Here is a 15,016-nt window from a genome sequence, read left to right on the forward strand (position 1 = left end):
ATCTGCGCTATTTCACCTAAGCAGAGTCCAGTACAGCCAGAAGCTGGTCGATTTCATACTGACTGAAGATTTGAATTCCATGCTGGCGAAGTAGGGCGACCGTGCACCCAGCTCCGGCAAGGCACTTACCAGAATCTTTGCCAAAAGGTTTTCTCCCGATACCTGGGGCTAAAGTTGTTCGGAAGTCTGAACAGAAGGTGTGTTGAGTTGAAGCGCTTGTCTTCGGGACTAAATGCGAGCTTACCGAGATTCGATGAGGTAAGGTCAGCCCCCCCAAAAGTGACACGTACCGAAATCGCCACCAATGCTCCGGTTTTGCTAGGCTTTCAGAGAGCAGGGAGAAGATGCAATGGCCTTCCATAACCCGGATCCGAAAATGCGCGAAATAGAGCGTGATAATGCCAGGCTACGTGCCAGGTTCTTTGCTGAACTGTTTGGTGGCGCCTTGCGTGTATTTCGCAGGACTTTGTTGCGCCGTCGAGTTAGGCAACCGTGTGGCCCGTGTATGGAGGCTGATGGGGCATCCCATGATGCTTCTAATCAGCGAAATACAAACATCTGAATCTCGCGCAGGTATCACCTCGGCAAATGAATGAGCGGCAGTGGTGACTGGGGTTTGACGGTCTGGATCGCAAAGTTGCTACGAATGTCCCGGACCCCGGGCAACTTGAGCAAAGTATTGGTCAAGAATTCCTTATAGGCGCGGAGATCGGGCACCACGACGTGTAATAGAAAATCCGACTCCCCGGACACGAGATGGGCCATCACTACTTCTGGCAGAACGCTCACCGCCTCGCAAAAAGCCTCGGCCTCCTTCTCCTGGTGGCGTTCTACTTTTATATCAACGAATACGGTTAGCCCCAAGCCCACTTTTTCCTGATCCAGGATTGCGCGGTAGCCCTTGATCACCCCGGATTCCTCAAGTAAACGTACCCGCCGAGAGCAGGGTGACGGAGACAGGCCGATTCCCTCGGCCAAATCTGTGTTTGGCATACGGCCATCTGTTTGTAGTGTCTCAAGAAGCTTTCTGTCAAACCGGTCAAATCTAAAATCTGGCATAAGTATCACCTGAAGAGAGAAACGTTAGCGGATAACACCAATTTTCCGCTCCATCATAGGTTATAAAGCAATCGTTCACTACCGGGCGGCAGGTATACTCAAGGATTCACTCACTACCACCCGGGAGACGTAGCCAATGGCTGATTTTCTCGTGTTCCTGGCTGCGCTCGCGGCGATCTACCTTGCACCGGGGCCAGACATGATATTGGTGCTCGGCACCTCTGTGAGCGGCGGCACCAGAAAGGCCATGGCCGTCGCTCTCGGCCTTGCCATTGCCAGGGGATGCCATGTTCTGCTCGCCGCGGTGGGGCTTGCAACCTTGCTGGCCACGTATCCCTGGACCTACCATACGATACGAATACTGGGCGCAGCTTATCTGCTTTATCTGGGCTGGCAGTTTTTCCGGACAGCGCACACGCTCCAGAGCAACCCCCATTCAATCGCAGGTACTCAGCCGTCAGCGGGGTATCTGGCCAGTTTCCGGAGAGGGTTGGCAACTAACCTGTTTAATCCCAAATCTCTGATCTTCTGTTCGGTACTGCTTCCGCAGTTTATCCATTCGGAAGACTCTGGCATCGTGGGACAATTTGCCATTTTGGCCTTGATCCTGGTGCTCACAGGACTGGTCTTTGATTTTGCCTACGCTCTTCTGGGGCGATTACTCTGGGCGCTTACCAATAGCAATGCTCGATACCGTAGAGCTCAGAACAACCTATTTGGTTTTCTGCTTACAGGTATCGCGCTGAAGGTTGCTCTTGATTGACTTCGCCATCCGTTCAGTGCCCTAGAGGCTGACGAGTCGGTAAATCCTCCTGTATGCTGGATAACCAGAGGTTGTTTGCGGTTCATTCAAAGGGGTGGTCAAGCACGTTTGGCTATATTTGACGAACAACGGTGAGTTGAGTGTTTTATGGCGACGGCAACCGTAAGCGGGTTTCGAAGTGATAGATACAGGCACCCGGTGGCGGCAACCATTGCGGTGCTCTTCAGAAATGATGAAATCTTGTTGGTACGCCGCGCCAACCCGCCAGACGCAGGTCGCTGGGGGTTTCCGGGAGGGAAGATGGAGTTCGGGGAGACGGTTGAAGCCGCCGCTGTAAGAGAGTTGTACGAAGAGACAGGAGTTCGTGCTACCGCCAGCAAAGTTTTCAATGCCGTGAATGCGTACGACGTTGATGATGAGGGATATCTTCGATCCCATTTTGTCCTGATAGCGGTGCTGTGTTACTGGGATTCTGGTGAGCCAGTAGCTGCCGATGATGCGCTGGATGCGGCGTTCGTTCCGATGGTGGCGCTAGGCTCAAGCGACCTCGCTCTGAGTCTGGATGTTGAAGATATCGTTTGGGAGGCCTATGAGTTGGTGTTGGTGTCGGGGCAGAAGCGGAGCATTAGTAAATCGAGTTAAGGGGCTTTCTGGGTCTGGTGTTAATTCTTTTGTGATGCCATCCGTGACTGCGCATAATGTATATTATGTTAAATACGGTATTCACTGCTGAAGACCTAACCTCCCAATAACCTCTGCGCAAAATGCCCAGCACCAAATGCCAGCCCCGCAGCGGCCGTACCCATGCTCAATGTTCGGAGTCCTGATCGCACTACCGGTAAGCCATATACGATACTCTTAAGCATTCCGATACCGAGGAAGACGACTCCTGCCAATCCAAGACTGATCATGAACTGAATCCGACTCTCCAACCCCGGGATCGCATAAGGAAGCAACGGTAAAGCACCGACCGACAAAAATGCAGCGAACGTTGTCAGCGCAGCTCGACGTGGGCTAATTCCGGCACCCGAAAGTCCGTACTCTTCCCGCAACATGGTTGCCACCCAAACATCGGGATTACGACTAATGACATCTACAACTTGCTCCAGCAATTCACCGTCAAAGCCCTTCGCCTGAAAGAGCTGGCGAATTTCCTCGCGTTCACCTTCTGGCACAGCAGTTATATGTTCCCGTTCTGTGCGCTCAGCAAACTTGATTTGATTCAACTGCACCTGACCCGCTTCATAATTACTCACGGCCATGCTGAACCCGTCTGCAATCAGATTTGCAAAACCAAGCACCAGCGCGACCTGGGGCGAGAAGCCAGCACCGAAGGCCCCCGATACAACCGCAAACGTTGTGACGCAGCCATCGATGCCGCCAAGCACAGCATCTGGTAGCGTCGAGGCCTTAACGGGACCAGCAAGCCGTGCACGAACGGCATTAGGCTGGTGCTCGCTGAGCAGTCTTTCATTTTCTGTGGATGGCATCTTTCAGCTTCCTGTTCAGGACGCGATTTGGTGCTTTGGGATTATAGGCTCAGTTCGACTTTGTCACTTTATCTGTCAATATACATCTTCAAGATAACGTCCCTGGCCTCTCAGAGTTTCAATATCGATGTGCAAGGGTTTGAGAATGTCTTCTATAACCTGCCGCACAGCCGCCGCCATATCCCGGCCACCACAGACCAGTATCTGCGCACCGGTGTTAACCATCTGTCGCACGGCTAATTCATCCTGTTTGAGCTTATCCTGCACGTAGGCGCGCTCGTCTGTTCTTGAGAAGGCTGTGTTCAGCCCGCTCAGTCGATGATCCTCAAGATAGCGCCCAAGCTCAGGTTGGTAGAGAAAATCTGACCTGGCATCGCGACCGCCCCAGTACAGATACATAGGGTTGCATCTGGTATTGTTTCTGATGAAACCGGTTAACGGACCAATCCCGGCACCTGCACCGACAAGAATCACTGGTCGGTTATCGGTAGCTGGCCGAAAGCCTGGATTGGGGCGGATGAAGCCATCGATACAATCACCCGGCTTGAGGCCATGCAAATAACCGGAGCAAAGACCGCCGGCCTGCTTACGGACGCATATCTCAACAATTTCGTCATTTGCCGAGGACGCGAGCGAGTAGAACCGCGGGGGTTGACCGTGTGGGGGAATAACCCCCAAAAGGTCTCCCGCCTCGAACGGTGGCAGCGCTTTAAATCTTCTTGGAGAAGCCGTTAGCCATCCGCCCTGCTCCGCCGGTTTGAACCGGAAGATACTGGTGGGCGCCTGAACCGCAATCCCGTAATCCGCCCTTTCTACCAGTTCCAGTTTGACCGTTGCTGGCTGCAATGCACAGTAGTTCAAGAAAAGCGGAGTACCGATAACCTCACCAACCCGGTTTCCCCACTCACTGAATTGCGAGGCAGAACACCGATCAATCAGTTCAATGGCGTGCAAACGGCTGACGCCTTTACCGGCGAGCGCAGCATCCACCGACAAGGCAAACTGACAGAAGTTCGGAAACTGCCGGTCACCAAAACCCAGTACCGTGTATCGCAGGTTCTTCTCAGCCCGGAATTCTTTGAGCCTGGCCATAAACTGCCGGGCCGATGCGGGTGCATCACCATCGCCGTATGTCGAAGTCAGCACGAACAGCCTGGAAGCCTGCGGATACTGCTTAGCCAGGGCATTCATCTCGCTGCAATGCACGCGGAAACCGGCCTTATTCAGGCTGCTATGGAGTTCCCGGGCAAATCCCCAGGTGGCATTACCTTCGGAGCCGACCAGAATAATTGTATCCGCCTGAGCGGCATCGGCGTTGTCAGGAAGCTGCCCTGAAGACCGGCGACGCTGCCACCAGATGGTTGCACCTGTTATCGAGAGAGCTGGCACAGTCAGTGCCGCAGCGCCAAGAATCAGGCCAAGCCACCATAGGCCTTCACCGGTGTGCAAACGTACAATCCAGTCCTGTAATACGCCGCTGTCAGAGCGCGGCTGGAACTGCAGCAACTCGCCCGTAGCCTGGTCCACGAATCCGGAGCCGCCGGCGGTTGACAGCGAATAGACGTCCTGCGGATCACCGGGATAGGGAAACACCAGTTCCCGGAGTTCGCCAAGATCGAAATTGCCTAGCGCTTTTAAGGTGCCCACAGGCGATGGTTGCCCGCCCGAGACCTCAGCCGGAAACCCTGGCCCTGTGTCAGGCGCTTCCGGCAGCAAACCAAAGCGCTGTGCCGACATATAGCTACCGGTCAGTGCGGATAACAGTAGGCCGAGCACGGCAAACCGGGCCAGCTCGGCATGGATTCGTTTCCCGCCTGAGCCGGAAAGCGGTCTTAGTATATTCTTCCAACCCCCGGTACGCCGGGCTATCAACAATATTCCCGAAAGACACAGAAGTACCATCAAAGCAGCTAATACGCCGGCCAGCGCTCTACCGGCATCATCCAGCATAAACGCACGGTGCAGGTCCTTGACCCAGCCAAAAAATGCGGAAGGTTCGTAGGGTGCGGTGCCCTCACCTGTTACCGGATTCACCAGATCCGCACCGGCCTGGCCGTCACGGCTGTAATAGACAATGACCTTGCCAGAAGGCTCTCGCACGATCTGCTCAGTCCCGGGATAGTGAGCAACGACCCGGTCTGCCAGCTCGGCAATACTGACTTCACCGGAAGCCGGAATGACCGCTGACACTCTATCCAGCGTCGGAGCCAAAGCCAACACAGCTCCCGTGACCGAGAGAACGATCAGGAACACGCCTGCAAGCAAACCCGGTAAACTGTGGAACTTGCGCAACATAATAGTCGATGCTCCTGGTGAATTATTGAAGCTCGTAGGTCAGAGCGCGCACGTAACCACGTCCTGAAACCGGCTTTCCGGACCCTTCGGTGGTCAGGGGGGCTATCACATCGGCTCTGATATCGCGCATATCTTCAACAGCAGAGTCGACTCGAACCTCATAGCCGTTGTCGATCAGCGAATCATCGAGGTTCAGAGTCACTTTCAGCGTGCGGCCACTGGTAACACTGGCGCCAGTCAAGCCGTCATACTCTGCAGGATCAAGCCCACTGCCCCGGGCCCAGCCTCCCAGGTGTTTGTAGTATTTAGATTTCTTCCCGGAAACCCAAAGGGTACCCTGATACTCTCCGGCGGCATCGGTAAGATACAGCGCCAGATAGGCTCCATCGCCGCCGTAATTCTGTAGTTCCGTAGTGAAGGTCACGTCACGGGCCTGGGCGAATACCGGTAAAGCCAAGGCGGCGAAAAGGCTGCAAGTGAGAACAAACGTTTTCATAAATGGTCTCCAAAAACCTGATGAACGTTAAAGGAACAGGGCAAATTCGCTGAGTTACTCAACGGTAACCGTGGGACGCCCCTTGACGATGCCGTTGCGTGGCGCCTGACTTTTGGGATTGTCCTGTCCATTTTTCCTGTTGCCGCGGTCCCTCTCCTCATCGTCACTGTCTTCACGCTCCCATTTCATCATGGTCAATGAAGCGGGCGCGAAAGAGGCTTCTGCCCTGACCCCATCGGCATCGAGGCCCCGGACTTCATAACAACCGTCGTCAACCTTTATTCGGTGAACTGTCCAGCCTTCGGCTTCCAGCTTTTCACGCAGATTTTCACGGGGCTGCCAACTCGCCACCGGATCATCGCAGTCGTCATCGGCCACTGCGGTACCGCTCAGAAGTAACAAAGACAGGCTCAGAATAATGGGTTTGGTCTTCATGGTGTCTCTCCTGCTGGTTGTGTTAAATCCACTCTAAGGCGCTAACCTGACAACGACCTGAACAAACGAGGCCATTTCAGCGGAACTGAAAAGCTTCTTTATGGAAGCGAGTCAGGCGGAAGGGTGCTGCCCGCAAGCCGTTTCTAATGGCTTCCCCCAGCCCTGCCGGGCCGCAGAACCAGACCTCTGCGCCTGCTGCCGAGCGTCCGTTGGTAGACAACGTCTCGGCAGACAACCTCTGCCCCTTGCTGCTGTCATGAATCTCGAGGTGTATCCCGGGAAAGCCATCGCAAAGCGCCCGAAGTCGATCCACCATGGGATCCTGGCCGGCGTTGCGCGTGCAGTAATGCAGATCGGCTTCAGGCACGGTGGCGTCGGTGGCGCTGCTTAGAGCTTCGAGCCAGGCCAGAAACGGCGTGATCCCGATGCCACCGGCTATCCAGATCTGGTGGGATTTGCGGTTGCGGCGATCGAAGTTAAAACAGCCGTAAGGGCCTTCTATATTTACGGTTTGCCCCACGCTGATTTTTTGGCTCAGATTGCGGGTGAAGTCGCCGAGCGATTTAATGATGAACGTAACCGTGCCATTTTCCCTATCGGCACTGGCAATCGTGAACGGGTGCGCGCCCTCTAGTCGGTCGAAGGTCACAAAGGCGAATTGCCCCGCACGGTGACCGGGCCATGCCGGCCCCATGTGGCAGGTAACTTCGGTGACGTCCCGGTCTGGTGTTTTGATCGCGGTGACCATGCCGCGAACCTGGCGACGACGACCAACTCTGCCGGTCAGGGATAGCCCGCTGGCGATGCTGCCGCCAAAGAGCAAAATGGCCATCAGCACACCGATTGGCTGCTGCCACCATTGCAGCGGAGTAAGCCACGCCGCGTGGAAAGCGAGCAACAGATAAAGCACCGGCATGCCGCGATGCAAATAGCGCCAGTATTTGTAGGGGAACTTGCGCAACAAGGTGATCAGCAGCATGGCGAACAGCAGATAGATGGCGAACTCCCCTACCTCTTCCGCCGCATCGCGCATGGTGTCGATGAACCCGGAATAATCCTGATCGTGCAGCTTGCCGGCTTTTCCGAACACCGACTCTATTACATCGTCACCCATTTCAATCAGCCAATGGGCGGCGGCGAATACCACTGCCAGAATGCCCGCCCATTTGTGGGTGCGATAGATCTGATCCAACCCGCCCAGCGGTCTCTCCAACCAGGCTGGGCGCAGTGCCAACATCATGGCTAGTGACATCAGAGCAATGGATAACAGCCCACTGAGCAGCAGGCTCTGGTCATAGACTGCCCAGGGAGAACCGGCCCCAGGACCTGCAAAGAGGTTCCAGGCCCATAGGCCCAAAACCAACACAACGAAAGGAAAAATCATCCGCATCATCACATCTCCTGCGATCGGTACCTGGAATATTCCCCCGAAGGCTAGCGCCCAAACCTGACAGCCAGCTGAAGGTCGGTGAAGAGAGATCGAAGCGTTATTGACCATTCAGGCTGTTGTCAGGTTCGAGCTGTAGTATCTTGATTTCAGGGCTGGGTCAGAGGTGAACGATGCGGGTACTTTTGGTGGAGGATACGGCGGGATTGGGCGAGGCGGTCCGGGATCAGATTGCGGACGACGGCCACGCTGTGGACTGGGTGCAAACGCTGGGCTTTGCCGAGGCGAGTGTCAGGACCACACCCTACGACTTGATTCTGCTGGACCTGATGCTCCCCGACGGCCATGGCTTCGGCTTTTTGCGAACGATCCGGGCTACCGGAATAACAACACCGGTGATCATTCTGACCGCCAGGGATCAGGTGTCTGACCGGATTGAAGGATTGAATGCCGGTGCTGACGACTACCTGGTCAAACCCTTTGATCTTTCGGAGTTGTCGGCCCGCGTGGCCGCGGTGGCTCGCCGATATCGCGGCAATCCAAGCCCGATCATACAAGTGGGCGAGCTGATGATTGATCTTGGCGATCACCGCATCAGTCGCAACGGCCTGCCGGTAGAACTTACGGCACGGGAGTGGGCATTGTTTGAGGGCTTTATCCAGCGACCCGGAATGCTGTTATCGCGATCGCAACTGGAGGATCGTCTATACGCTTTCGGGGCCGAAATCGAAAGTAACACCATCGAAGTTTATGTCAGCCGTCTGCGTAAAAAGCTGGGGCGGGACGCTATCGTAACCGTCAGGGGAATGGGCTATCGCCTGGAAACACATGACCACTAGAACCAGCCTGCAAAAAACACTCGGTATCGGCCTGACACTCGGTGTCACCCTACTCTGGCTGTTGGGCGTGACCGCTTCGGGACTGGTGGCGCAGCACGAAATGAACGAGGTCTTCGACAGTGCCCTGGAAGAAACCGCCCAGAGAATACTGCCACTGGCGGTCACCGACATCCTGAACCGGGAGAACGGAGCGGGCAATCAAAAGGCCCCGGCCCTGAAAGACCATGACGAATATCTGACTTATCTGGTACGGGATGAATACGGAAATATTCTGCTCCAGTCCCACGATGCAGACTCTGGCGTGTTTAGCAGAACCCCCGCGGAAGGGTTTTCAGATACGCTGACCCACCGGCTATACGGCGTATCTGCAGTCAGCAATACCATCTATCTTGAAGTGGCCGAACCCCTGGCGCACCGGCGTGAATCCGCTCTGGAGGCGGGGTTAGCCTTACTGTTGCCTTTACTGGTGCTGATTCCAGTCAGCCTGTTGAGTGTCTGGTGGATTGTCCGGCTTTCCCTTCGCAAGGTGGTCGATTTTCAGCAAGACATTGAATCCCGAGGTGCAGGAGACCTTACCCCTGTTGCAGAGGGCCAGCTACCCAATGAATTTGAACCAATCGCTGTTGCCGTCAACCGGCTGCTTGAGCGATTACACCGTGCGCTTGAATCGGAACGGAGCTTTACGGCCAACAGTGCCCATGAACTGCGGACACCTCTCGCAACAGCACTGGCTAAAGTGCAGCGGCTTAAAACCAGAGTGCCCTATGATCACCTGAAGAACGATATTGCGGAAATTGAAGAAGCGTTACGCAGTCTGTCAGTGCTGTCCGGAAAACTGCTCGAATTGGCAAAAGCCGAAGGCGGCGGTGCACTTTCACAAAGCCAGAAGGATCTTGCCCCCATCCTCGCGATGATAGTCCGGGATTTTGAGGCCCATGCGCCCGGGCGATTTGTTTTATCGCTGCCGGAGAACGACGTGAACTCCTTTCTTGATCCGGACGCCTTCGCCATCCTGGTGCGTAACCTGATCGAGAATGCGCTTAAGCATGGCTCCCGTAGCGAGCCAGTGGAGATCAACCTGAACGATAATGGCGTTCTAAGAATCTCCAATGGTGGTGAAAGGGTGCCACCTGAACAGCTCGCTCTTTTAAGAAACCGGTTTGCAAGGGCCAAAACAGAGGCAGCAGGTTCTGGCCTGGGCCTCGCAATTGCCGATGCGATTGCTGAAGGTGCCGGCATGACCTTGCATCTCAGATCGCCGGCAACAGGACGGCAGGATGGTTTTGAAGCGGAGCTGAATCTGGCATGTATCTGACACTCACCGACATTGTGCTGCTGACGAGCATCATTCAATCACTGGCTCTTGCTGTTTTTCTCCTACTTCCATCCAACATTGGGCTGATTTCTAACCGGCTCCTGGTTGCCACTCTTGTTTTCTTCGCCGCCGGGCTGGGAGAGATCTTCCTCTATGGCAGCGGGCTTGCGCTCCAGCACCCAAACTTCGCCTACCTCGGAACACTCATCGGGCTTTTGCAAGCAGGCACGCTCTATCTATATGCGCAATCGCTGATGTATCAGAATTTCCAGTTGCGCGGGAAACATCTCGTGCACACGTTGCTATTCTGGGTTGTCGGTGCAATTTTCCTGGTTGAATATTATTTGCAGCCGAGCGAGACCAAAGTTCAGATTCTGCTTGAACGGGACCACCCGGGCGTACTTACCTCTCCCCTTCTTGCAGTCGCTATTCACGCGGTCTTTCTGGGCTACCTGTGCACGACGATTCGAGCGATCAACCGTTTCGGCCTTGGTATTCGACAGATTTTCTCGAGTATTGAAAACAAACAACTTGCCTGGTTACGGGCGCTTCTGATCGGCTATGCAGTGGCCTGGACCGTCAGCATGTTGTACTGCCTTACGGCGCATGTGTTCAGAAGCGCGCCCGGAACCGAGTGGGTGGCCGGCGCTGGCGCTGTAACGGGCTTCATTTTCATCAATTTTCTGATGATAAATTCTCTTCGCCAACCCGTTGTTTTCTCTGGATTGGCAGCAGACCAGGCCGCCTTGCTGGAAGAAGAGCCCGCACCGCAGTTTGATCACGCATTAAAGGTCAGGCTCGAACAGTTAGTGCACCAGGAAAAGCCTCACTTGCACCCCAACCTCACTCTGGAACAACTTTCACGGAAATTGGACGCCCCTTCAAGAGAGGTTTCACGAGCCATTAACCAAGGCTTTGGCTGCAATTTCTTTGAGTTCGTCAGTCGCTATCGCATCGACGAGGCGAAATCGCGACTGGCCGATGCAGCCAATCAGGAAAATATTCTGCAGATTATGTATGAATCTGGTTTCAACTCGAAGTCCGTATTCAATACTGCTTTCAAGAAAGAGACAGGATTTACCCCCAGTGAATATCGCCGACGAGCCCTGCAGGGCGATATTCGCCCCGAGCCTCAATCCTGAACCTGGCAATCAGACGTTCGAGTACGCTCCCACCCGATACTGAAACCTCTAACTAACTGAATCGTTTATTTTTATTTCTAAACCATGGAATTGGTTCGGTTTCGTACTTGCGAACGATTCTTTGGCCTGCCTTCCGTACTCTGGTTGCCAAGCGTCACCAAACCCGGTGCTCGTGAAGCTCAACGCAATATGAGGAGGTTATGTATGAAAACCAAATTAAGCAAAACCGCTGTTCCTGCAGTGGCCGCAGCAATCTTAAGCCTGATATTTGCCGGTAGCGCCCAAGCTCATTGTGATGCTCTGGACGGTCCCGTGATTACCGAAGCCCGTGCGGCGCTGGAGTCAGGCTATGTTAAACCCTTGCTCAAATGGGTGCCGGCAAAGGATGAGGCAGAAATCAAAAGGGTATTCGCCGATGTGCGCCAAGTCCGCGGGCAAAGCGAAACTGCGAAACACATTGCCGATCAGCATTTGTTCTCGACGCTCGTTGAGGTTCATCGTGCCTCCGAAGGCGCACCCTTTGCGGGCATAAAGCCTTCGGGACAGATTGATCCGGGTTTAATGGCGGCGGATGCAGCGTTGGAAAACGGGCAAATTGATCGCCTCGTGGCAAATATAACCCGCAAGATCGAGGATGGCATTCGTGAGCGTTATCATGAGGCTCAGCGTGCAAGGGCCATGGTTGATCAAAGCGTTGATATGGGGCGTGACTTTGTCGCTGACTACGTCAATTACATTCACTATATAGAGGGAGTGCATGGCGCCGCTGGAGCGCAGGGCCACTGATTTTTATTTGGGAGCAGATGCAAAGCAGGCTGACGGCCTGCTTTGCCGTGGTCTTCAGTGAGCATCCCTAGTCACGCCAGCCAAACCTAAAAAACATAAATGAAGCCAACGCCTACTTCCGCCTCGTAATCGTTCCTGGAGATCGGGCTGTCTGAAACGTCACTGCCGTAGATTTCGTAAAGAGCTTCGCCGAATACCTGCCAGTTCTCGCCCAAGTAATTTCGGTAGCTGACATTAACGCCCGTTGATCTATACCCACTATCAACATCAGTTTCCGGTAGCCCCGAATCAATGGATTGTTGTGTGGTTATGCCAAAGTCCCGGTTGGCGAGCTTGCTATCGTGGAAAGTCGCGGCAGCGCCCACTTCCCAGCCAGTACCATCAGCCTGGCACGCCAAACACGTTCCTGCACCGAAAATTCCGAGCGTACCAATTTCTCCTGTTGATACGCGTCCATCCAAAAAGTAACGCCAGTCCTCTGTAAGCGAGTAACGTGCTTCCAGCAATACCGCCACGCCGGAATCCGACTCGCCTAAACCATCCAGCCTTCCATCTTCTGAGTCACCCTCTTCCCGGCCTTCTTCATACCCTATAGATGTCTGAAATAACCAGGAATCCTTCACCAACGTTCGCCACCCAACGGCTTCGCCGGCCCAGAAAAAGATGTTTTCACCGGTTCGCCACTGAACACCACCTGCGGGGTCGGCCTCAAGCTCGAACTCATCCGAACCCTCGTAAGCCGTCTCATATTCAACGCTCAGCCCAAGACCAAATCCCCAGCCATCACCGTTGGTGAAATCGTCAATAGAAGGAAGTGGAACGAGAGGCGTTCTGCTCTCTGTTGCACCTACCGGTCCCAGGCATGAGAAAGCGCCAACAAATGTGGCGACTTTAAGGGCTGCCTTTTTCATGGTTTTTCCTCTGACAAACAGTCATCGGTAATACGACTTACTCATCACAATGGATGATTATTTCTCTCCGACGATAATGCTCTCGCTAACGCGCTTTCGGGACCTTTAGCGCTCACTCATTTTGCTCCTTTCTATTTCATTCCAGAGGAATAACCTTAGAATATAAAGCTCTCGCCATCGCCAGCCATTCAACCAAGGCAGCCCAATGACAACCAGTCCAGCCGTGTACCACCTGGAAAAGCGCAACGTTGCCATTCTGGTGATCTGTCAGGTGATGTTTATGATTGCTGCGATCACCGTAATGACCCTGAGCGGCGTGGTTGGGCAGCAACTGAGTCCCGATCCAGGTCTGGCGACACTGCCGATCGCCATCATGATGCTCGGCACAGTGTTTTCCACCCTGCCCGCTTCGTTGTTCATGAAAAAAGTTGGTCGCCGTCGCGGCTTTATTATGGGCGCAGCTATCGGGGGTGCCGGCGGTGGCGGGCTGAGTTTTCTCGGCATTGCCGTTCAGTCCTTCAGCGTATTCTGCCTGGGCAGTCTTTTACTTGGGTTATACCAAGGCTTTGCGATGTATTACCGGTTCGCGGCACTGGATGTGGCCAGCCCGTCGTTCCGTAGCCGTGCGATTTCCTTTGTTCTGGCGGGCGGTGTTGTCGCCGCGTTTCTCGGACCTTGGAATGCCAGTGCCATGGGCAACCTGGTTTCAGAGGTGCCATCCGGTGGTCCGTATCTGGTCATCGCGATTCTGGCTTTGGTCGCAATCGCACTGCTAAGCCAGCTCAAAGTGCCTTATGTCGGCGAACCCCATGAAGGTGAAAGTACCCGCTCCTTGAGCGCCATTGCCCGCAGTCCTGCTTTTACCGTGGCGGTGGCCTCGGGCGCCATTGGATACGCCATTATGGTTCTGGTGATGACGGCAACGCCACTGGCAATGCGTGGTCAGTCGTTCGGAATGGATCAGGTCGCCTTTATCATGCAGTGGCATGTTCTGGGCATGTACGCGCCCTCTTTTTTTACCGGCAGTCTGATTGCCCGGTTTGGTCTAGGGCGCATTCTGGTGACCGGCTGCCTGATTCTGGTGGGCACTGCGGTCACCACGATACTGGGCACATCGCTTGTCCACTTCTGGGTTGCGCTGGTTTTGTTGGGAGTAGGATGGAACTTCCTGTTTATTGGCGGCAGCACCCTGCTCTCAACCCTGCATACGGAGGCTGAGCGAGGCAAAGTTCAGGGTATAAACGACCTGGTGATTTTTGTTTTGGTCACCATCGGTTCGCTGATGTCTGGCACCTTGCTGCATCATCTGGGTTGGGAAACTATGAATCTGCTAATGCTGGCGCCCATCGGTTGCATCGCACTTTCAGTGCTTTGGATGCGCGCCAGCAGTAAACGTAATCTCGCTTCGGCCACTTAAGGCAGGGTTTGATTCGTTTTCGGCGTTACTGGTTTCCCTGGCGCTGATTCTGAAGCATTTGTTCCATCATCAACTGCATCTGGTCCATCCGTTGTTCCATGCGCTGCAGCCGCTGATCTTCGCTCATGGCCGGGTTACCTTGCCGCATTCCCTGTCCGCTGTTGCCAGGCCCCTGATTCTTCATCTGGCCCTGACCGGGGTTTCGGTTGCCCATGCCGGGGCCCTGGCCGTTCATTCCCATGCCTTGCCCCATCATTCCCGCGCCCTGGCCCATCATGCCTGGCCCCATTCCGGACTCTCGCATTATCTGCAGGTGTTCCTGCATGTGCTCCATATGTTCCTGCCGCAGGCGTTGGCGTTCTTCTCTGGTCGTCGCATTCTGCATCTGCTGCATGGTCTGGTTCATTCGATCCATGTTCTGCTGCATTTGCTGAATCCGTTCCTGGTTCATCATTCCTGCCTGACTGCCCTGCCCGGATCCACCCTGGGCAAAGGTAGCGAGTGGCAGCGAAATCAGGCTGGCACAGACCAGTGTTCTCAAACTGTGTTTCATGACTTTCTCTCCCCATTGTGACCTTTCCATCAATAACAGAAAGAGCGAATGCCCTTTTGATGTGCGTCAGATTTGAGTATAGCCAGTGCCCAGTAGTTTACTAACCTTGGAGGCTGCGACTAATGGGT

General features: G+C 54.5%; 16 protein-coding genes. 7 read left to right on the forward strand and 9 right to left on the reverse strand.

The window, feature by feature from the left end; all coding sequences use genetic code 11:
• Positions 1-12 precede the first annotated feature (12 nt).
• Positions 13-144, reverse strand: a complete 132-nt coding sequence (locus Q675_RS38510; RefSeq protein WP_264673076.1) for a hypothetical protein — start codon at positions 142-144, stop codon at positions 13-15.
• 432 nt (positions 145-576) lie between these two features.
• Positions 577-1,059 carry an Lrp/AsnC family transcriptional regulator gene (locus tag Q675_RS19825; protein ID WP_023010248.1) on the reverse strand — a complete coding sequence of 161 codons (483 nt, stop codon included), beginning with the start codon at positions 1,057-1,059 and terminating at the stop codon, positions 577-579.
• A 136-nt stretch (positions 1,060-1,195) separates the two neighbouring features.
• Here Q675_RS19825 and Q675_RS19830 point away from each other — a divergent pair, with 136 nt between their 5' ends.
• Positions 1,196-1,822, forward strand: a complete 627-nt coding sequence (locus Q675_RS19830) for a LysE family translocator (protein WP_023010249.1) — start codon at positions 1,196-1,198, stop codon at positions 1,820-1,822.
• Positions 1,823-1,969: 147 nt separating this feature from the next.
• Positions 1,970-2,464 carry an NUDIX hydrolase gene (locus tag Q675_RS19835; protein ID WP_051995569.1) on the forward strand — a complete coding sequence of 165 codons (495 nt, stop codon included), beginning with the start codon at positions 1,970-1,972 and terminating at the stop codon, positions 2,462-2,464.
• A gap of 95 nt (positions 2,465-2,559) precedes the next feature.
• Here the strand turns inward: Q675_RS19835 and Q675_RS19840 are convergent, their stop codons facing one another.
• From Q675_RS19840 to Q675_RS19860, 5 genes are all read right to left on the reverse strand, one after another.
• Positions 2,560-3,312, reverse strand: coding sequence for a VIT1/CCC1 transporter family protein (locus Q675_RS19840; RefSeq protein WP_023010251.1), 753 nt, complete (start codon positions 3,310-3,312; stop codon positions 2,560-2,562).
• A gap of 75 nt (positions 3,313-3,387) precedes the next feature.
• Entirely contained in the window at positions 3,388-5,607 is a 2,220-nt protein-coding gene (locus tag Q675_RS19845) for a PepSY domain-containing protein (RefSeq protein ID WP_023010252.1), read from the reverse strand.
• Between the two features lie 22 nt (positions 5,608-5,629).
• On the reverse strand, positions 5,630-6,103 hold the full coding sequence (locus Q675_RS19850) for a DUF2271 domain-containing protein (RefSeq protein WP_011784788.1): 474 nt from the start codon (positions 6,101-6,103) through the stop codon (positions 5,630-5,632).
• A 54-nt stretch (positions 6,104-6,157) separates the two neighbouring features.
• Positions 6,158-6,538, reverse strand: coding sequence for a PepSY domain-containing protein (locus Q675_RS19855; protein ID WP_011784787.1), 381 nt, complete (start codon positions 6,536-6,538; stop codon positions 6,158-6,160).
• A 76-nt stretch (positions 6,539-6,614) separates the two neighbouring features.
• Complete coding sequence (locus tag Q675_RS19860; RefSeq protein WP_227499476.1) at positions 6,615-8,036, reverse strand: ferric reductase-like transmembrane domain-containing protein; 1,422 nt, start codon at positions 8,034-8,036, stop codon at positions 6,615-6,617.
• Between the two features lie 62 nt (positions 8,037-8,098).
• On the opposite strand from Q675_RS19860, the gene Q675_RS19865 reads away from it, so the two are divergent.
• The 4 genes from Q675_RS19865 to Q675_RS19880 all read left to right on the forward strand — a co-directional run bounded on the left by Q675_RS19865 (position 8,099) and on the right by Q675_RS19880 (position 12,007).
• Positions 8,099-8,764 carry a response regulator transcription factor gene (locus Q675_RS19865; RefSeq protein WP_023010253.1) on the forward strand — a complete coding sequence of 222 codons (666 nt, stop codon included), beginning with the start codon at positions 8,099-8,101 and terminating at the stop codon, positions 8,762-8,764.
• Positions 8,754-10,079: a sensor histidine kinase gene (locus Q675_RS19870; protein WP_023010254.1), complete on the forward strand. Its 1,326-nt coding sequence runs from the start codon at positions 8,754-8,756 to the stop codon at positions 10,077-10,079. Before Q675_RS19865 ends, Q675_RS19870 begins: the two co-directional genes overlap by 11 nt.
• A complete protein-coding gene (locus tag Q675_RS19875; protein WP_023010255.1) occupies positions 10,070-11,221 on the forward strand; it encodes a helix-turn-helix domain-containing protein in 1,152 nt (383 codons plus the stop codon). The genes Q675_RS19870 and Q675_RS19875 overlap by 10 nt, the downstream gene beginning before the upstream one ends.
• A 204-nt stretch (positions 11,222-11,425) precedes the next feature.
• Positions 11,426-12,007 carry a DUF6448 family protein gene (locus Q675_RS19880; protein ID WP_023010256.1) on the forward strand — a complete coding sequence of 194 codons (582 nt, stop codon included), beginning with the start codon at positions 11,426-11,428 and terminating at the stop codon, positions 12,005-12,007.
• Positions 12,008-12,093: 86 nt separating this feature from the next.
• Here the strand turns inward: Q675_RS19880 and Q675_RS19885 are convergent, their stop codons facing one another.
• Positions 12,094-12,918 (reverse strand): MipA/OmpV family protein, encoded by an 825-nt coding sequence (locus Q675_RS19885; protein WP_023010257.1) that lies wholly within the window; start codon positions 12,916-12,918, stop codon positions 12,094-12,096.
• 205 nt (positions 12,919-13,123) lie between these two features.
• Here Q675_RS19885 and Q675_RS19890 point away from each other — a divergent pair, with 205 nt between their 5' ends.
• Positions 13,124-14,335, forward strand: a complete 1,212-nt coding sequence (locus tag Q675_RS19890) for an MFS transporter (protein WP_023010258.1) — start codon at positions 13,124-13,126, stop codon at positions 14,333-14,335.
• Between the two features lie 25 nt (positions 14,336-14,360).
• Here the strand turns inward: Q675_RS19890 and Q675_RS19895 are convergent, their stop codons facing one another.
• Positions 14,361-14,888, reverse strand: coding sequence for a hypothetical protein (locus tag Q675_RS19895; RefSeq protein ID WP_022991266.1), 528 nt, complete (start codon positions 14,886-14,888; stop codon positions 14,361-14,363).
• Between the last annotated feature and the right edge of the window lie 128 nt (positions 14,889-15,016).

This window comes from Marinobacter sp. EN3 (genome assembly GCF_000475315.1).
Classification (GTDB): Bacteria; Pseudomonadota; Gammaproteobacteria; order Pseudomonadales; family Oleiphilaceae; genus Marinobacter; species Marinobacter nauticus.